This window comes from Mesorhizobium calcicola (assembly GCF_042682105.1).
Classification (GTDB): domain Bacteria; phylum Pseudomonadota; class Alphaproteobacteria; order Rhizobiales; family Rhizobiaceae; genus Mesorhizobium; species Mesorhizobium calcicola.
Map to the genome: position 1 here is coordinate 69,255 of NZ_JBHUGY010000048.1, position 19,179 is coordinate 88,433.

A 19,179-nucleotide genomic window follows, 5' to 3' on the forward strand; every position below is an offset into this window, starting at 1 on the left:
AATTTACACGTGTTCCATCGTGCGTCGTGCTCGTCTTCAACGGCCGGTATAGCGGCTGGCCCCTTTTTTCGATAGTGCGGCAAGGCGGGGTTGCCACCAGAAATCGGCGGGCCACCGACGGACGCCTGGCGAAGGCATGCGGATGGCAGCTTGTGTTTCAGCCAGGCAATATTTTTCCCGGCTTTTCTTGTCGGTTCGCCCAGTGAGCAGGAATTTCCGGCTTTTGCGGCGCGCATGGAAAATTCATTCCCGAACCGTGTCCCGCCGCGTCAGTCCAGCATTGTTCTCGACAACGGCGATCTGCTAGAACGCCGGCACGAAAGAGATTGTCCAGAAGCAAGGCTCGAACCGGGCGCAAAAAGCTCGATGATTTGAGGCAAGGTCTTCTGTCGGAAGGCACGAAAGAACGCTCACAGTCCATGACAACTGCGCTTACGCATCTTCAGCGGCTTGAAGCCGAGTCCATCCATATCTTCCGTGAGGTTGCGGCCGCCTTCGCCAAGCCGGTCATGCTCTATTCGGTCGGCAAGGATTCATCCGTGCTGATGCATCTGGCGATGAAGGCGTTTTATCCGGCCAAGCCGCCGTTCCCCTTCCTTCACGTCGACACGACGTGGAAATTCCGCGAGATGATCACCTTTCGCGATCAGATGGCGCAGAAACTCGGCTTCGATCTGCTGGTTCACGTCAACGAAGATGGCGTGCGCGACAACATCAATCCGTTCGATCACGGTTCGAACACCCATACCCATGTGATGAAGACCGTGGCGCTGCGTCAGGCGCTCGACAAATACGGTTTCGACGCGGCTTTTGGCGGCGCTCGCCGCGACGAGGAGAAATCGCGCGCCAAGGAGCGCATATTTTCCTTCCGCAACGCGCAGCATGTCTGGGACCCGAAGAACCAGCGGCCCGAGATGTGGAAGATATTCAACACCCGTATCGCATCGGGTGAATCGATCCGCGTCTTTCCGCTGTCGAACTGGACCGAACTCGATATCTGGCAGTACATTCTGCAGGAAAACATCCCGATCGTGCCGCTCTATTTCGCCAAGCAACGGCCGGTGGTCGAGCGCGACGGCATGCTGATCCTCAAGGACGACGAGCGCATGAAGCTGCTGCCCGGCGAGGTGGTGGAGAACCGGCTGGTGCGGTTCCGCACACTGGGCTGCTATCCGCTGACCGGCGCCATCGAATCGGATGCCGACACGCTGGAAGCCATCGTTGGCGAAATGCTGACTGCGCGCACCTCCGAACGGCAGGGCCGCCTGATCGACCGCGATGAAGCCGGCTCGATGGAAAAGAAGAAGCGCGAGGGGTATTTCTGACCATGCGCCACATCATGGCAAAGAGCCTCGCACCCACCGATGGCGTCCGCGACTATCTGGCGGCGCAGGAGAAGAAGTCGCTGCTGCGCTTCCTGACCTGCGGTTCGGTCGATGATGGCAAATCGACGCTGATCGGCCGCCTGCTGTCCGACACCAAGCAGATTTTCGAGGACCAGCTCGCCGCGCTCGAACGCGATTCGCGCAAACACGGCACAACCGGCGACGACATCGATTTCGCGCTTCTGGTCGATGGCCTCGAGGCCGAACGCGAGCAAGGCATCACCATCGACGTCGCCTACCGCTTCTTCGCCACGCCGAAGCGCAAGTTCATCGTTGCCGATACGCCCGGCCATGAACAATACACCCGCAACATGGCGACCGGCGCTTCGACCGCCGACCTGGCGATTGTGCTGATCGATGCCCGGCAAGGGGTGTTGCCGCAGACGAGACGCCATTCGATCATCGCCTCGCTGCTCGGCATCCGGCACATCGTGCTCGCCGTCAACAAGATCGATCTCGTCGGGTTCGATCAGGCGATCTTCGACCGCATCACCGAGTCCTACCGGCAATTCTCGCGCGATCTCGGCTTCCAGACCATCGTGCCGATCCCGATGTCCGCCCGCTACGGCGACAACGTCACCCGTCGCTCGGAAAGCATGGAATGGCATTCCGGCCCGACGCTGATCGAGCATCTCGAAACCGTGTCGGTCGACGAAGCGGTGATCGAACTGCCGTTCCGTTTTCCGGTCCAGTATGTCAATCGCCCCAATCTCGACTTTCGCGGCTTTGCCGGCACGATCGCGTCGGGTTCGATTGCACCCGGTGACGAAGTTGTCGTCGCCAAGTCCGGCAAATCCTCGCGCATCAAGCGGATCGTCTCCCATGGCGGTGACCTGGCCCAAGCGGCGGCCGGTCAGGCCGTCACCCTTGTCCTTGACGACGAGGTCGAGATTTCACGCGGCAACATGCTGGTTTCGCCGGCCGCAAGGCCGCAGGTCGCCGACCAGTTCGCCGCCAACATCGTCTGGTTCGACGAGCATGCGCTGCTGCCCGGCCGTTCCTACATCCTGCGCACCGAGACCGACCAGACCAGCGCCACCGTCACAGACCTGAAGTACCGGATCAACGTCAACGACTTTGCCCATGAGGCGGCCAAGTCGCTTGAAATGAACGAAGTCGGCATCTGCAACATCTCGACGCGGACACCGATCGCCTTCGATCCCTTCGCCGAGAATCGCACCACCGGCGCCTTCATCCTGATCGACCGCATCTCCAACGCCACGGTCGGCGCCGGCATGATCCTGCACTCGCTGCGCCGGGCCGAAAACATCCATTGGCAGTCGCTCGATGTCGGCAAGCGCGTCCGTGCCGACATGAAGAACCAGCGGCCCGCCGTGTTCTGGTTCACCGGACTGTCGGGCTCCGGCAAATCGACCATCGCCAATCTGTTCGAAAAGAAGCTGTTCGCCACCGGTCGCCATACCTATATCCTGGACGGCGACAACGTCCGTCATGGTCTCAACCGCGATCTTGGTTTCACCGACGCCGATCGCGTCGAAAATATTCGGCGCGTCGCCGAAGTGGCGCGTTTGATGGCCGACGCCGGACTTATCGTCATCGTCTCGTTCATTTCGCCGTTCAGCGCCGAGCGGCGCATGGCGCGCGAATTGATGGCCGACGGCGAATTCATCGAGGTGTTTGTCGATACGCCTTTCGAGGAATGCGCCAGACGCGATCCGAAGGGCCTCTATGCTCGGGCGCTGAATGGCGAGATCAAGAATTTCACCGGCGTGGATTCACCTTACGAAGCGCCGGAAACCCCGGAGATCCATCTGAAGACGCTCGGCAAATCGGCCGAGGAGATGGTAGACGCCCTGGAACACTGGCTGAACGAGCGCGACATTGCCGAAGACCAATACGACAACGGCGGCGGCATCTGACGACAGGCTGATGCTCGAAGTCTTCGAGCGGCTGGCCCTGATGGCCGGGCGCGAGGTGATGCGTGTGTTCCACGCTGGCTGTGCGGTCGACCGCAAGTCCGACGCCTCGCCGGTGACCGAGGCGGACCGCGAAAGCGAGAAGATCATTCTCGCCGGACTGCGTGCCGCATTTCCCGACATTCCCTGCGTGGCCGAGGAGGAAGCATCCGCCGGCATCGTGCCACCGCGCCTGGACGGGGCTTTCTTTCTCATCGATCCTCTCGACGGTACCAAGGAATTCGTCAACCGCCGCACCGATTTCACAGTCAACATCGCGCTTGTCCGTGATGGCGTGCCGGAAGTCGGTGTCGTCTTCGCCCCATGCAGCGGTCGTTTTTTTTCAGGCCGGCCGGGCAGGGCGGAAGCCATCGAGGTCGACAGCGACTATCAGATCACAGCCCGCCGGCCGATCTCGGTGAGAACGGCTGTGGAACCATTGGCCGTCGTCGCCAGCCGCTCCCACAACACGCCGGAAACCGAGGCCTATATTCGCGATCTCGGTGCCGCCGAAATCGTCTCGGTCGGTTCGTCCCTGAAATTCTGCCTTCTCGCCAGCGCCGAAGCGGATGTCTATCCGCGCTTCGGCCGCACCATGGAATGGGATACTGCGGCGGGCGATGCCGTGCTGCGCGCGGCCGGCGGCATGACGCGCACGCTGGATGGCCGGCCCCTGGTCTATGGCAAGCGCAGGCAGAGCGATGACGAGGATTTCGCCAACCCGCATTTCATTGCTAGCGGCAGGGCAGGGGTCAGCCCCGCCTGAGACGGGCCGGAATCTACTCGGCCGCGGCCTGTGCGGAATTCGAGCCGATGTAGTTGCGGATCGTTTCGATGATGCGATCCTGGTCGGCTTCGCTGAGATAGGGGTGCATCGGCAGGCACAGGATCCGCTTCGGCAGTTCCTCCGACACGGCAAGACCGGTCGGCGTGCGCGGATAGTCGCGATAAGCGACCTGGGCATGCAGCGGCTTCACATAGTAGATGACCGACGGAATGCCCTTTTCGCCGAGATGCGCCCTCAGCCCATCGCGCTTGGGTGTCTCGATCGCGTACTGCGCCCAGGCAGACCGGCTGCCGTCCAAATTGCGGGCGGCGGTCACGATGTCGCCAAGCCCTTCGGCGTAGCGGTTTGCCACCACCTGGCGGGCAACCATCTCGTCTTCGAGGATGGCCAGCTTCTCGATCAGGATCGCCGCCTGTATCGTGTCGAGCCGCGAATTGATGCCGACGCGGACATTGTCGTACTGCGTCTCGCCCTTGCCGTGGAAGGCGAACGACCTGAGCTGCTCGGCCAGCGCATCGTCATTGGTGAACATCGCGCCGCCGTCGCCATAGCAGCCAAGCGGCTTTGCCGGGTAGAAGCTGGTCGAGCCGACGGCGCCGAACGAGCCGCACATCTTGCCGTCGCTTGAGCCGCCCATCGACTGGGCGGCATCCTCGATGACCATCAGCCCTTCACGGTTGGCGATCGCCATGATCGCCCCATAGTCGGCGGCGAGGCCGAACAGATCGACGGGAATGATTGCCTTCGGCTTCAGCCGGCCTTCCTTCTTGATCATGGCGATCGCCGCCTCGAGGCTGGCAATGTCGATGTTGTAGGTGTGCGGGTCGACATCGACGAACACCGGCTCTGCCTTGGCCAGCGCCACCACTTCGGCGGTGGCGGCAAAGGTGAAACTTGGCACGAACACCGCGTCACCCGGGCCGACGCCGGCCGCAAACAGCGGCAACAGCAGCGCGTCGGTGCCGTTGGCGCAGGCCACGACATGCTTGGTGCCGACATAGGCGGCGAGCTTGTTCTCGAATTCGGTGACCTGCGGGCCGAGGATATAGCGGCCTTCTTCGACGACACGGTCGATCGCGGCCTTTAGCCGGTCGCGGATTCGTTCGCGCTGCGCGCCAAGATCGATGAACTGCATGTCGGCCTCAAAACGGGTTAGCCAGATAACCGGCCGCTGGTATCAGAGTTGCGCCAGCCGAGAAAGGCACGGGAGCAAAACCGAGAATTGCTTAAGTGTCGCAGTCTGTTACCTCGGATTTCCGGCCTGATCGTTCGAGATGCCTGAAATCCGGGCTTCGGCAGCTGCCGCCACCAGCCTATATCGGATCGGCACGGTCACGCGAAACATAAAGTGATCGACAATCCCAGCGCTCGTCAGGCGGCTCGCGGCCTGCTTAGGCGATCTCATGCCGCCAGGGCGGATTGGCGCCGGCGCGCGACACCGTTACCGCCGCTGCCTTGGCGCCAAGCGCCAGCGCCTTGCCGATGGCACCCTGCGAAAGGCCGGCAATCGCCGTCTTTGTCAGCAGGCCTTGTTCGTGCAGCGAGGCGAGGATGCCGGCGTTGAATGTGTCGCCGGCGCCGACCGTGTCGACCACCTTGACCTTTTCCGGCATCACTGTGACGGCGTGTTCCCTGGTATAGCCGACGGCGCCTTCGCTGCCATGCGTGACGACGATCAGCTTGGGGCCGCGGTCGAGCCAGTTGCGGATGACATCCTCGTGCGAGCCGGCTTCGCCGAACCAGTTCAGGTCTTCGTCGGACAGTTTCACGATATCGGCCATCGCCATCATCGCGCGGATGCGCCTGAGGTGCTTTGCCTTGTCCGGGATGAAGTTCGGCCTGATGTTGGGATCGAGCATCATGACGCGGCTTTCATGCTCGCGCCGCATGAACTCCTCATAGGCACTGCCGGCGGGCTCGGAGATCAGGCTGATGGCGCCGAACAGCATGGCCTCGATCTCGTTGCCGAGCTGTGGCAGGTCGTCGATGGTCAGCATGCGGCCGGCGGTGTTCTCATCGTAGAATGTGTAGGTCGCCTGGCCATTGTGCAGCTTGACGAAGGCCAGCGTCGTCGGCCGCGGCGAGGTGTGCGCATAGGTCGAGCTGACCTTGCTCGCCCCAAGCGCATCCCTGAACTGGCCGCCAAACAGATCCGACGACAGGCCTGAAAAGAAGCCGGCCGGCGCGCCGAGCCGGCCAAGCGCGATGGCCGTGTTGAACACCGCGCCGCCGACATAGGGGGCAAAGGCCGGCTCGCCCTCCGTCGTGGTGCGCGGCAGCATGTCGATCAGGGCTTCGCCGCAGCAGAGGATCATGGTTTCCTGGTCTCCGGCGGATAGATCACGCCCTTGCGGATGATGATGTTGGCGTAGAGCCGCGGCTCGCTTGTCGCGACGATGGCATGCGCCGATTTGACCCGTGCATAGAAGTCGGCACCGGCCAGCGCAACCACCTTGCGGCCGGGAGCGCGTTTTGCGCACAGCGCCTCGATCTCATGATGCACGGGGTCGGCAAGCGAGGGATCACCCTTGACCGAGGCACGAAACAGCGCCTCTGGTACGGCATCGTCGACCGGCAGCACGCTCAGGATCGCATCGAGCACCGGCAGGAGATGATGCCCATCGGCCCGGATGAGACGGTTGGCCTGCTCCTCTGCAGGGTAGTTTCCGTCGACGAGGGCGATCTCGTCGCCATGGCCCATGGCGCGCAATGTCGCCAGAAGCTCCGGACCAAGCAGCGCCGGGATTCCGATCAGCATCAGGCGCTCCTGGAAATCGTCGTCGAACCGATCAGGAAGCGTTCGGAAAGCGGCAGGCTGGCGCCGCCGAGCGCCCGGGCATGGATGCCGACGGTTCCCTCGCGGACGGCGGGAAGCTTCAAGCCTTCTCCGTCGATCGTGGCGATGGCCGCGATGATGGCGTCAACCAGCCGGCGGCGCACTGCCTTCGGCATCCATCCGTCGATCACCGCCGCTTCGAAATCGATGACCGAGGATGCGGCGACGATGGCATAGGCGAGCGCCTGCGAGGCGCTGGCGATCCAGTCATCGAGTTCGGGGCCGATCTCGCCCCAGTCTTCCGGCGATGTCCACAGATGCGAAGCCTCGACGCCGCGCGCATTGAGCGCCTTTTCGAGCATGGCGATGGACGCTACGTCGATCAGCTGGGTCGGCTTGCCATCCGGCCCCGGCACCGGCATCGAGCCGAGTGCACCGGCATTGCCGGTCGGCCCGCCAAAGAGCCGGCCATTCAGCACGATGCCGCCGCCGGCAAAGGCGCCGATGTAGAAATAAACGAAGTCACGCGCAGCACCCGTCTGGCCGAAGACGAGTTCGGCGCCGCAGGCCGATGTCGCATCATTCTGCAGGTACACAGGAAAATCGCATTGCGCCTGGATGTCGGTTCTGATGTCGCGGTGACGCCATTCGTCCATGACGTCGCGCGGGGCGCCGGCGGTATCGGCCCAGTTCCACAATTCGAACGGCATGGCGATGCCGAGGCCGGCAATGCGCTTGTCTTGCGCGGGCGTCAGCGCGCCGCGCATCTTCTTCATACCGGTGGTGACGAATTCCACTGTCTCGCGTGGCGCCGGATAGCGGTAGGAATGCTGCAGCATCGAACGGACCTGGCCAAGGAAATCGATCAGCACGAGTTCAGCGCTGCGGCGTCCGATCTTCAGGCCGATGAAATAGGCGCCGTCGGGATTGAGCGCCATCGGGATCGAGGGTTGGCCGATCTTGCCGCGCAACGGCGCCTGACGCAGCAGAAGGCCTTCTTCCTCGAGTTCGCGCATGATGACCGAAACCGTCTGCGCCGAAAGCCCGGTCATGCGGGCGATGTCGGACTTCGCCAGGCTGCCGTGCTGGCGCACCAGCGAGAGCACCAACCGCTCGTTGTGGTCCCGCATGCCGCTCTGGTTGGTGCCGCGGTGAATGAGACTGTCATTCGCCTCGGGCGAACCGTGCCTCGCAATGGCGGTCTCCACCCTTGTTCCTCCCGTCGCTTCCCCGCAATGCTTTTGAGGCCAGAATGGGTGAACGGAGCAAGGCTGTCAATAATAAATAAGAGTGATTTAATTATTGACAGGGACTTCGCTCTGGTGTCTGTTGAGGCAGCGTCCACGCTGGGAGAATTTCGTTGGATGCGCTGCAGATGCCGGTTGGCCGGCATCCGGATGGTTCCACTGGGAGGAAAGTCGTGACCAATACAAAACTTTTGAAATCGACCGTTTTTGCCGCCGCCGCGCTGGGTCTCATGGCGTTCGCGTCGTCCGCATCCGCGGCCGGTGTCGGCGCCTGCCTGATCACCAAGACCGACACCAACCCCTTCTTCGTCAAGATGAAGGAAGGCGCCACGGCGAAAGCCAAGGAACTTGGCGTCGACCTCAAGACCTATGCCGGCAAGATCGACGGCGACAGCGAGAGCCAGGTGGCGGCGATCGAAAGCTGCATCGCCGACGGCGCCAAGGGCATTCTGATCACCGCATCCGACACCAAGGGCATCGTGCCGACCGTCAAGAAGGCGCGTGATGCCGGGCTGCTGGTGATCGCGCTCGACACGCCGCTCGATCCGATCGACGCGGCTGACGCGACCTTCGCAACGGACAATCTCGAAGCCGGCAAGCTGATCGGCGCCTGGGCCGCCGCCACGCTCGGCGACAAGGCGAAGGACGCCAAGATCGGCTTCCTCGACCTGACGCCGTCGCAGCCGACCGTGGACGTGCTGCGCGACCAGGGCTTCATGATGGGCTACGGCATCGACGTGAAGGACCCCAACAAGATCGGCGATGAGGACGATCCGCGCATCGTCGGCCACGACGTCACCAACGGCAACGAGGAAGGCGGCCGCAAGGCGATGGAGAACCTTCTGCAAAAGGACAACACCATCAACGTCATCCACACCATCAACGAGCCGGCCGCTGTCGGTGCCTACCAGGCGCTCAAGGCAGTCGGCCTCGAGAAGCAGGTGCTGATCGTATCCGTCGACGGCGGCTGCCCCGGCGTGAAGTCGGTGACCGAAGGTGTCATCGGTGCGACATCGCAGCAATACCCGCTGCAGATGGCAGCACTCGGCATCGAGGCGATCGCTGCCTTCGCCAAGGACGGAACCAAGCCGAAGCCGACCGAGGGCAAGAATTTCTTCGATACCGGCGTCAACCTGGTCACCGACAAGCCGGCCAACGGCGTGAAGTCCATCGACACCAAGGAAGGCCTCGCCAAGTGCTGGGGCTGATGCCGGTCTGACCGGCAACTATAAAACCGAAGCGGTCGGGGCTTGATCCCCGGCCACTTCGGGTGGACGATGGATCGCGTGACCGCGAACAATCCCGGCAGCAGACCGGAAAGGCGTGGACCGGAGTCGGCGTGTGGCTGACACTCTACGGGGAGGAAACATGGCTCAAGCTCAGGAATTCGAGAAGGTTCTCTCGAGCAGCGACACAAGCGTTGCCGCTTTCGACGAGCACAAATCGGCCGTCAAGCGCATCCAGCATTTCCTGCATTCGACGCCGGCCGCGGTGCCGCTGATCGTGCTGGTTCTGGCCGTCATCATCTTCGGCATCGCCATCGGCGGGCGATTCTTTTCGTCCTACACGCTGACGCTGATCCTGCAGCAGATCGCCATCGTCGGCATTCTCGGAGCCGCGCAGACGCTGGTCATCGTGACCGCCGGCATCGACCTGTCGATTGGTGTGATCATGGTGATTTCTGCTGTGATCATGGGAAATTGCGCGGTCAGCTACGGCATGCCGAGCGTGGTCGCCGTGGCGATCGGGCTTGCCGCCGGCGCGGCCTGCGGGCTGCTCAACGGGCTGCTGGTCGCCTACATGAAGCTGCCGCCGTTCATCGTGACGCTTGGCACCTGGAACATCGTCATGGCCACGAACTTCATCTATTCGGCCAATGAGACGATCCGCGACACCGACGTCGACAACCAGGCACCGCTGCTGCATCTCTTTGCAATGAGCTTCAAGGTCGGCACGGCGGTGCTGACGCTCGGCGTCATTGCCACGGTCGTGCTCGTCCTGATCTTGTGGTACGTGCTCAATCACACGGCATGGGGCCGCCATGTTTACGCCGTCGGCGATGATCAGGAGGCGGCGAAGCTGTCGGGCATCCAGACCAAGAAGGTGCTGGTGACGGTCTACACCCTTGCCGGGCTGATCGCCGCCTTCGCTGCCTGGGTCTCCATCGGCCGCAACGGCTCGATCTCGCCGTCAGCCGCCGTCACCGACTACAATCTCCAGGCGATCACCGCGACGGTGATCGGCGGTATTTCCCTGTTCGGCGGGCGCGGCTCGATCCTGGGCACGCTGTTTGGCGCGATGATCGTCGGCGTCGTCTCCATGGGGCTCAACATGCTGGGCGCCGATCCGCAATGGAAAGTGCTGCTTACCGGTGTGCTGATCATCGGCGCCGTGGCGATCGACCAATGGATCAGAAAGGTTTCGGCATAATCATGACCCAGGAACCCATCCTTACCGCGCGCGGTCTGGTCAAGCGCTATGGCCGCGTCACCGCTCTCGACAATGCCGACTTCGACCTCTACCCGGGCGAAATCCTTGCCGTGATCGGCGACAATGGCGCCGGGAAGTCGTCGCTCATCAAGGCAATTTCCGGCGCGGCCGTGCCCGACGAAGGCGAGATCCGGCTTGAAGGCAAACCCGTCTCCTTCAAATCGCCGATGGAGGCCCGCGAATCCGGCATCGAGACCGTCTATCAGAATCTGGCGCTGTCGCCGGCACTGTCGATCGCCGACAACATGTTCCTTGGCCGCGAGATCCGCAAACCCGGCTTTCTCGGCCAATGGCTGCGCATGCTCGACCGTCCGGCGATGGAAAAGCGTGCCCGCGACAAGCTCACCGAACTTGGCCTGATGACCATCCAGAACATCAGCCAGGCGGTGGAAACGCTCTCGGGCGGCCAACGCCAGGGCGTGGCGGTGGCGCGCGCCGCCGCCTTTGGCAGTCGTGTGGTGATCATGGACGAACCGACTGCCGCCCTTGGCGTCAAGGAAAGCCGCCGCGTGCTCGAACTGATCCTCGACGTCAAGAAGCGCGGCCTGCCGATCGTGCTCATCTCGCACAACATGCCGCATGTCTTCGAAGTGGCCGACCGCATTCACATCCATCGGCTGGGTCGTCGCCTCTGCGTCATCGATCCCAAGCAATATACGATGTCGGATGCCGTGGCCTTCATGACCGGAGCCAAGGTTCCGCCGGAGGCGGTTGTGGCGGCTTGAACTGCCAAATTGCCGCAGGGTAAGCTGGCCCGGGTTCATCTAAATCGATTGAACAAGCAGCTGTATCGGCTAGCATGGGCTGGGACGAACGATGAAAGCCGGTATGATCATGGCAACCGCACGAGAGGCAGCATGACGCGCGCGATGATATCCGAACCCCTCCCGCCACTGCTCGAAAATCCCGACCCAGAGACGCTCGCAAGGGAAGTCTTGATGGCCCTCAAATACAGGGTCGGCAAGGACACCACGGTCGCGACCCAGTACGACTGGCTCACTGCCTCGATCAAGGTCGTGCGCGACCGCATTGTCGACAACTGGATGCAGGCGACGAAAGAGGCCTACGACCAGAAGGAAAAGCGCGTCTATTATCTGTCGCTGGAGTTCCTCATCGGCCGCCTGATGCGCGATGCTTTCTCCAATCTCGGCCTGATGGACAACATGCGCGAGGCGCTGTCGTCGCTGGGTGTCGACCTTGACCTCATCGCGGCACTCGAGCCGGATGCCGCGCTTGGCAATGGCGGTCTCGGCCGGCTCGCGGCCTGCTTCATGGAAAGCATGGCGACCGTCGACATTCCGGCGCATGGCTACGGCATCCGCTACGCCAATGGCATGTTCCGCCAGGAGATTCACGACGGCTGGCAGGTCGAACTGCCCGAGACCTGGCTCGACCACGGCAACCCCTGGGAGTTCGAACGGCGCGAACGCTCCTTCGAGGTCGGGTTCGGCGGTTCGGTGGAATCGATCACCTCCAAGGACGGCCGGCTCGAGCGCCATGTCTGGAAGCCGACCGAGCATGTTCTGGCCGTCGCCTATGACACGCCCGTCGTTGGCTGGCGGGCCAACCGCGTCAACACGCTGCGGCTGTGGTCGGGCATGCCGGTCGATCCGATCCTGCTCGACAAGTTCAATGCCGGCGACCACATCGGCGCGCTTGCCGAAAGCAACAAGGCCGATGCCTTGTCACGCGTGCTGTACCCGGCGGATTCGCACAAGGCCGGCCAGGAACTGCGGCTCAGGCAAGAGTACTTCTTCTCCACCGCCTCGCTGCAGGACATCGTCCAGCGCCATCTGAGCCAGTATGGTGATCTGAAGTCGCTGCCCGACAAGGCTGCGATCCATCTCAACGACACCCATCCGGCCATCGCCGTGCCCGAGTTGATGCGCTTGTTGATGGATGTCCACGGCATGGATTTCGACCTTGCCTGGAGCATCACCAAGCGCACCTTCGGATACACCAACCACACGCTGCTTCCCGAAGCGCTGGAAAGCTGGCCGGTGCCGCTGTTCGAGCGGCTTTTGCCGCGCCACATGCAGATCGTCTACGCCATCAATGCCGAAGTGCTTCTGGAGGCGCGCGCGTCGGACCAGTTCTCGGACGAGCAGATCAGCCGCATCTCGCTGATCCAGGAAAATGGCGACCGCCGGGTGCGCATGGGCAATCTGGCCTTTGTCGGCTCGCATTCCATCAACGGCGTTTCGGCTCTCCACACAGACCTGATGAAGGAGACGGTGTTCGCCGATCTGCACAAGCTCTATCCCGACCGCATCAACAACAAGACCAACGGCATCACGCCGCGGCGCTGGCTGATCCAGTGCAATCCCGGGCTGACGTCGCTCGCCCGCGAGGCGATCGGTGACCGCTTTCTCGACGACATCGACGCCATCAAGGATCTCGATGCCTTCGCCGACGATGCCGGCTTTCGCGACAAGTTCGCTGCCGTCAAGCGCGCCAACAAGGCGCGGCTGGCCAACCTTGTCGCCGACCGGCTCGGCATCAAGGTCGATCCCTCGGCGCTGTTCGATATCCAGATCAAGCGCATCCACGAATACAAGCGCCAGCTGCTGAACATCCTCGAAGCGATCGCGCTTTACGACCAGATCCGCTCGCACCCGGAACGGGACTGGATGCCGCGCGTGAAATTCTTCGGCGGCAAGGCGGCGCCCAGCTACCACAACGCCAAACTGATCATCAAACTCGCCAACGACGTCGCCAGGGTCATCAACCGCGATCCCGCGGTGCGCGGTCTGCTGAAGGTGGTGTTCGTGCCGAACTACAATGTCAGCCTGGCCGAGATCATGATGCCGGCTGCCGATCTTTCCGAGCAGATCTCGACCGCCGGCATGGAAGCGTCGGGCACCGGCAACATGAAGTTCGCGTTGAACGGCGCACTCACCATCGGCACGCTCGACGGCGCCAATGTCGAGATCAAGGAGTGCGTCGGCGACGACAACATCTTCATCTTCGGCCTGACCACCGCCGAGGTCGCCGAACGGCGCAACAATGGCTACAACCCGCGCGGTGTGATCGAAGCATCGTCTGAACTGGCACAGGCCGTGGCCGCTGTATCGTCGGGCGTCTTCTCGCCGGACGATTCGGATCGTTACCGCGACTTGATCAACGGTCTCTACCAGAGCGACTGGTTCATGGTCGCCGCCGATTTCGATGCCTACGCCGCCGCCCAGCGCGACGTCGATGCGGTCTGGCGCAACAGTCCCGACTGGTACGCCAGGGCAATCCGCAACGTTGCGCGTGTCGGCTGGTTCTCCTCCGATCGCACGATCCGCCAATATGCGAAAGAAATCTGGAACGTGCCCGCCTGATGTGATTGCATGAGGCCGCGAAACAATGTGGTCCTGTGCATGTTGCCCAAAAGTGCATAGCGGTTTTGGGATAACGAAATGCATGAGAACAAAGAGTCGTGCCCGGGGAGGGACACTGCCTGATGAAGAAGCCGCGCGCGACCGCTGCGACAAGCGGGCCGGACGGACTGGCGGCAGCCGGCGATGTCGCGGCGATTGTTGCCGGCACGCATGGCGATCCCTTCGCGGTCCTTGGCCTCCATGAGGTCGGCAAGAGCCTGTTTGCCCGCTGCTTCGTTCCGCATGCCCAATTCGTCACCGCCTACACGCTGACCGGCATCATCGCGGGTGAACTGTCCAGGCGCGACGATGGCGGCTTTTTCGAAGGCAGGCTGTCGATCAGGAAGCGGCAGCCCCTGCGCTATCACGCACGCAATGCCGGCGGCGACTGGTGGCTGACCGATCCCTATTCGTTCGGCCCGGTGCTCGGCCCGATGGACGACTATTACATCGCCCAAGGGTCGCACCTCAGATTGTTCGACAAGCTCGGCGCCCATGTTATCGAGCATGAGGGCGCCACGGGTGTGCATTTCGCCGTCTGGGCTCCCAACGCACGGCGCGTCTCGGTGGTCGGCGATTTCAACGAATGGGACGGCCGCCGGCACTCGATGCGCGACCGTCGCGATACCGGCATCTGGGAGGTGTTCATTCCCGATATCGGCGCCGGCAGGCCCTACAAATACGAGATCATCGGCCCTGATGGCGTCAGGCTGCCGCTGAAGGCAGACCCGTTCGCCTTCAAATCCGAACTGCGGCCGGCGACCGCCTCGGTGACCGCGGTGCCGCCGGCGCATCCGTGGGGCGACGAGGCGCATCGCAATTTCTGGCGCAATGCCGATCACCGGCGTGAAGCCATCTCGATCTACGAGGTCCATGCCGGTTCCTGGCAGCTTCGCGACGACGGCACGTTCCTGTCATGGGACGAACTGGCCGACCGGCTGATCCCCTATGTCGTCGAGACCGGCTTCACCCATATCGAATTCATGCCGATATCTGAACACCCCTATGATCCGTCCTGGGGCTATCAGACGACCGGCCTCTACGCGCCGTCGGCTCGCTTTGGCGATCCGGACGGCTTTGCCCGCTTCGTCGATGGCGCCCACCGCGCCGGCGTCGGTGTCATCCTCGACTGGGTACCGGCGCATTTCCCGATCGATGAGCACGGTCTCGTCCATTTCGATGGCACCGCGCTCTATGAGCACGCCGATCCGCGCAAAGGTTTTCATCCCGACTGGAACACCGCGATCTACAATTTCGGCCGCCGCGAGGTGATGTCGTTCCTCGTCAACAACGCGTTGTTCTGGGCCGAGAAATATCATGTCGACGGTTTGCGCGTCGATGCGGTCGCCTCGATGCTCTACCTCGATTATTCGCGCAAGCAGGGCGAATGGATCCCCAACGAAAAGGGCGGCCGCGAGAACCTCGAGGCAGTCAGCTTCCTGCAGAAGATGAACAAGGAGGTCTATGGCCATCATCCGGGCGTGATGACCATCGCCGAGGAATCGACCTCCTGGCCAAAGGTCTCGGCACCGGTGCATGAAGGCGGGCTGGGCTTCGGCTTCAAGTGGAACATGGGCTTCATGCACGACACGCTGGAGTATTTCTCCAAGGAGCCGATCTTTCGCAAGCACCACCACAACGATCTCACCTTCGGCCTGACCTACGCCTTCTCGGAGAATTTCGTGCTGCCGCTCTCGCATGACGAGGTCGTGCACGGCAAAGGCACGCTGCTTGGCAAGATGGCCGGCGACGATTGGCAGAAATTCGCAACCTTGCGGGCCTATTACGCCTTCATGTGGGGGTATCCCGGCAAGAAGCTGCTGTTCATGGGGCAGGAGTTCGCGCAGCGCCGCGAATGGAGCGAGGCACGCGCGCTCGACTGGAACCTGCTTGAGTTCCGTCCGCATCGCGGCGTCTGGCAGACGGTGCGCGATCTCAACTACCTCTACCGCTCGCGCCCGGCGCTGCATGGCCGCGATTGCGAACCGGAAGGCTTTTCCTGGCTGATCGTCGACGACAGCCAGAATTCGGTTTTTGCCTGGCTGCGCAGCGCGCCGGGCGGCAGCCCGGTGGCCGTCATCTCCAATTTCACGCCGGTGCCGCGCGACAATTATCGCGTGCCGTTGCCGACGGCCGGAAACTGGCGTGAAATCATCAACACCGACGCTTCGGAATATGGCGGTTCCGGCAAGGGCAATGGCGGCATGATCGAGGCGCGGAGCGAGGGCGGAGGCATCTCTGCAACGATGCTTTTGCCGCCGCTGTCGACGATCATGCTGGAACTCGTTGCTGACTGAGCCCATTGAAACTGGGTAACATGTCGAGACTGAGCAACTTGGGAGGGTAGAAATGGCAGACTTGAAACGGACCCAGCCGCTGGCGCGCGATGCCATGGCCTATGTACTGGCCGGCGGCCGCGGCAGCCGCCTCAAGGAACTGACCGACCGGCGCGCCAAGCCGGCCGTCTATTTCGGCGGCAAGACGCGCATCATCGATTTCGCGCTCTCCAACGCGCTCAACTCAGGCATTCGCCGCCTCGGCGTCGCCACCCAGTACAAGGCGCATTCGCTGATTCGCCATCTGCAGCGCGGCTGGAACTTCCTGCGGCCCGAGCGAAACGAGAGTTTCGACATCCTGCCTGCCAGCCAGCGCGTCTCGGAAACGCAGTGGTATGAAGGCACGGCCGACGCCGTCTATCAGAACATCGATATCATCGAGGCCTACGGGCCTGAATACATGGTCATCCTGGCCGGCGACCACATCTACAAGATGGACTACGAGATGATGCTTCGCCAGCACGTCGACGCCAATGCCGACGTCACCGTCGGCTGCCTCGAAGTGCCGCGCATGGAAGCCACCGGCTTCGGCGTTATGCATGTCGATGCCAAGGACAACATCATCGCCTTCGTCGAAAAGCCCGCCGATCCGCCCGGCATTCCCGACAAGCCGGAGTTTGCGCTCGCCTCGATGGGCATCTATGTCTTCAAGACCAAGTTCCTGATGGAGCAATTGCGCCGTGATGCGGCCGACCCGGGCTCGAGCCGCGACTTCGGCAAGGACATCATCCCCTACATCGTCCAGCACGGTAAGGCGATCGCCCACCGCTTCGCCAAATCCTGCGTCCGCTCGACCGCCGAAAACGAAGCCTACTGGCGCGATGTCGGAACGGTCGATGCCTATTGGGAGGCCAATATCGATTTGACCGACGTGACGCCGGAACTCGACCTCTACGACCGCGACTGGCCGATCTGGACCTATGCCGAGTTGAAGCCGCCGGCCAAGTTCGTGCATGACGAGGATGGCCGCCGTGGCTCCGCCGTCTCCTCGCTTGTCTCGGGCGATTGCATCGTCTCGGGGGCTTCGCTGAAGAAAAGCCTGATCTTCACCGGTGCGCGCATCAATTCCTATTCGACGCTGGAAGAGGTCGTCATGCTGCCCGACGTTCATGTCGGCCGGAACGCAAAGTTGAAGCGGGTCGTCATCGACCATGGTGTTAGGATACCGGAAGGGCTGGTGGTCGGCGAAGATCCCGCTCTTGACGCCAAGCGCTTCCGCGTTTCCGAAAAGGGCATCTGCCTGGTCACCCAGGACATGATCGACAAACTGGGGCTTTAGAACAATTCCAGGAAAAGTGTGACACGGTTTTCCGTCCGGAATTGTGCCAAGACAAAAGAACAATTCCAGGAAAAGTGTGAAGCGGTTTTCCGTCCGGAATTGTGCCAGGGCAAAGAACTCTAGGACGGACAGGATCGGATTGTAGGCGCATGCAGGTTCTGTCGGTCACGCCCGAGATTTTTCCGCTGATCAAGACCGGCGGGCTTGCCGACGTGACCGGCGCGCTGCCCATCGCTCTGGCCGCCAAGGGCGTGACCATGCGCACGCTCATCCCGGGTTTCCCAAGCGTGATGGCCGCCTTCAAGAAAAAGAAGGCGGTTATGCAATATCCCTTGCTGCAGGGCGGCAAGGCGTCCGTCCATTCCGTGCAGCTTGCCGGGCTCGAACTGTTCGTGCTCGACGCGCCGCACTTGTTCGACCGTCCCGGCGGCCCCTATGGCAATGCGACCGGCGTCGACTGGCCGGACAATTGGCGGCGTTTCGCGGCGCTGAGCCAGGTCGGCGGCGACATCGCCGGTGGTGCCATCTCGGGCTACCAGCCCGACATCGTCCATGCCCATGACTGGCAGTCGGCGATGACGCTGGCCTATATGCGCTACGGCAAGGCGGTCGGCGTCCCGTCGATGATGACCGTCCACAACCTTGCCTTCCAGGGCCAGTTCGGCGCCGGCATCTTCGGCGAGCTTGGCTTGCCGGCGGTGGCGATGGCGCTCGACGGCGTCGAATATTATGGCGGCGTCGGCTTCCTCAAGGCCGGCCTGCAGGCGGCCTGGGCAATCACCACGGTCAGTCCGACCTACGCACAGGAGATCCGCTCGCCGGAATTCGGCATGGGTCTCGACGGCCTCATCAACATGCGCTCCAGTGATCTCTATGGCATCGTCAACGGCATCGACACCGGCATCTGGGACCCGGGAACCGACAAGCATCTGGTCTCCACCTACACGGCCGGGACGCTGGAGGCGCGCGCGCCCAACAAGGCTGCCGTGGAGGACCGCTTCGGCCTTGAGCGCGACGACAGCCCGATCGTCTGCGTCGTCAGCCGCCTGACGTGGCAGAAGGGCATGGACATTTTGGCTCTGGTGGTCGACGGCATCGTTGCCACGGGCGCGCGGCTGGCCATCCTGGGTTCCGGCGATGCCGGCCTCGAAGGCGCGCTGCTTGCCGCCGCGGCCAGGCATCGCGGCCGTATCGGCGTCGTCGTCGGCTACGACGAGGGACTTTCGCACATCATGCAAGGCGGTTGCGACGCCATCGTGGTTCCCTCGCGCTTCGAGCCATGTGGGCTGACGCAACTCTACGGCCTGCGCTATGGCTGCGTGCCGGTTGTTGCCCGCACCGGCGGCCTGGCCGACACCGTCATCGACGCCAACGAGGCTGCCGTCTCGGCCGGCGTTGCCACCGGCTTCCAGTTCGCGCCCAGCAATGGCGGCGCCTTGCTGCACGCCATGCGCCGCCTTGTCGACGCACATGCCAGTCCGGCGGTCTGGGAATCGCTGCAGCGCCAGGGCATGAAGGCCGATGTGTCGTGGGACAAGAGCGCCGAAAAATATATCGAACTCTATCGCTCGCTGCTTTCGAAAAGGGTTGCCTGAAGC

At 62.6% G+C, this 19,179-nt stretch carries 15 protein-coding genes; 11 read left to right on the top strand and 4 right to left on the bottom strand.

The window, feature by feature from the left end; translation table 11 throughout:
* The first annotated feature begins 150 nt into the window (after positions 1 to 150).
* From ACFSQT_RS28810 to cysQ, 4 genes are read left to right on the top strand one after another with little or no spacing between them, the layout of a single operon-like run.
* Positions 151 to 375, top strand: a complete 225-nt coding sequence (locus tag ACFSQT_RS28810; protein ID WP_379024517.1) for a hypothetical protein — start codon at positions 151 to 153, stop codon at positions 373 to 375.
* A gap of 44 nt (positions 376 to 419) precedes the next feature.
* On the top strand, positions 420 to 1,325 hold the full coding sequence (cysD, locus tag ACFSQT_RS28815) for a sulfate adenylyltransferase subunit CysD (RefSeq protein WP_379024519.1): 906 nt from the start codon (positions 420 to 422) through the stop codon (positions 1,323 to 1,325).
* Positions 1,326 to 1,327: 2 nt separating this feature from the next.
* Positions 1,328 to 3,265: a sulfate adenylyltransferase subunit CysN gene (cysN, locus tag ACFSQT_RS28820; RefSeq protein WP_379024521.1), complete on the top strand. Its 1,938-nt coding sequence runs from the start codon at positions 1,328 to 1,330 to the stop codon at positions 3,263 to 3,265.
* Positions 3,266 to 3,275: 10 nt separating this feature from the next.
* Positions 3,276 to 4,067, top strand: a complete 792-nt coding sequence (gene cysQ, locus ACFSQT_RS28825; RefSeq protein ID WP_379024599.1) for a 3'(2'),5'-bisphosphate nucleotidase CysQ — start codon at positions 3,276 to 3,278, stop codon at positions 4,065 to 4,067.
* A gap of 13 nt (positions 4,068 to 4,080) precedes the next feature.
* On the opposite strand, the gene ACFSQT_RS28830 is transcribed toward cysQ, so the two are convergent.
* The 4 genes from ACFSQT_RS28830 to ACFSQT_RS28845 form a co-directional block, all read right to left on the bottom strand.
* Entirely contained in the window at positions 4,081 to 5,223 is a 1,143-nt protein-coding gene (locus tag ACFSQT_RS28830) for a DegT/DnrJ/EryC1/StrS family aminotransferase (RefSeq protein ID WP_379024523.1), read from the bottom strand.
* 256 nt (positions 5,224 to 5,479) lie between these two features.
* Positions 5,480 to 6,403, bottom strand: coding sequence for a carbohydrate kinase family protein (locus ACFSQT_RS28835; RefSeq protein ID WP_379024525.1), 924 nt, complete (start codon positions 6,401 to 6,403; stop codon positions 5,480 to 5,482).
* Positions 6,400 to 6,846 (bottom strand): RbsD/FucU family protein, encoded by a 447-nt coding sequence (locus ACFSQT_RS28840; RefSeq protein ID WP_379024527.1) that lies wholly within the window; start codon positions 6,844 to 6,846, stop codon positions 6,400 to 6,402. The genes ACFSQT_RS28835 and ACFSQT_RS28840 overlap by 4 nt, the downstream gene beginning before the upstream one ends.
* Positions 6,846 to 8,072, bottom strand: coding sequence for an ROK family transcriptional regulator (locus ACFSQT_RS28845; RefSeq protein WP_379024529.1), 1,227 nt, complete (start codon positions 8,070 to 8,072; stop codon positions 6,846 to 6,848). Before ACFSQT_RS28845 ends, ACFSQT_RS28840 begins: the two co-directional genes overlap by 1 nt.
* A gap of 269 nt (positions 8,073 to 8,341) precedes the next feature.
* Here ACFSQT_RS28845 and ACFSQT_RS28850 point away from each other — a divergent pair, with 269 nt between their 5' ends.
* The 7 genes from ACFSQT_RS28850 (at position 8,342) to glgA (ending at position 19,176) form a co-directional block, all read left to right on the top strand.
* Positions 8,342 to 9,319 (top strand): sugar ABC transporter substrate-binding protein, encoded by a 978-nt coding sequence (locus ACFSQT_RS28850; protein ID WP_176480035.1) that lies wholly within the window; start codon positions 8,342 to 8,344, stop codon positions 9,317 to 9,319.
* Positions 9,320 to 9,479: 160 nt separating this feature from the next.
* Complete coding sequence (locus ACFSQT_RS28855) at positions 9,480 to 10,541, top strand: ABC transporter permease (protein WP_379024531.1); 1,062 nt, start codon at positions 9,480 to 9,482, stop codon at positions 10,539 to 10,541.
* 2 nt (positions 10,542 to 10,543) lie between these two features.
* Positions 10,544 to 11,326, top strand: coding sequence for an ATP-binding cassette domain-containing protein (locus ACFSQT_RS28860; RefSeq protein WP_379024533.1), 783 nt, complete (start codon positions 10,544 to 10,546; stop codon positions 11,324 to 11,326).
* Between the two features lie 132 nt (positions 11,327 to 11,458).
* On the top strand, positions 11,459 to 13,927 hold the full coding sequence (locus ACFSQT_RS28865; RefSeq protein WP_379024535.1) for a glycogen/starch/alpha-glucan phosphorylase: 2,469 nt from the start codon (positions 11,459 to 11,461) through the stop codon (positions 13,925 to 13,927).
* A gap of 122 nt (positions 13,928 to 14,049) precedes the next feature.
* Positions 14,050 to 16,263 carry a 1,4-alpha-glucan branching protein GlgB gene (gene glgB, locus ACFSQT_RS28870; RefSeq protein ID WP_379024537.1) on the top strand — a complete coding sequence of 738 codons (2,214 nt, stop codon included), beginning with the start codon at positions 14,050 to 14,052 and terminating at the stop codon, positions 16,261 to 16,263.
* A 52-nt stretch (positions 16,264 to 16,315) separates the two neighbouring features.
* On the top strand, positions 16,316 to 17,581 hold the full coding sequence (glgC, locus tag ACFSQT_RS28875; RefSeq protein WP_379024539.1) for a glucose-1-phosphate adenylyltransferase: 1,266 nt from the start codon (positions 16,316 to 16,318) through the stop codon (positions 17,579 to 17,581).
* Positions 17,582 to 17,730: 149 nt separating this feature from the next.
* Positions 17,731 to 19,176, top strand: a complete 1,446-nt coding sequence (gene glgA, locus ACFSQT_RS28880; RefSeq protein WP_379024541.1) for a glycogen synthase GlgA — start codon at positions 17,731 to 17,733, stop codon at positions 19,174 to 19,176.
* The last annotated feature ends 3 nt before the right edge of the window (positions 19,177 to 19,179 follow it).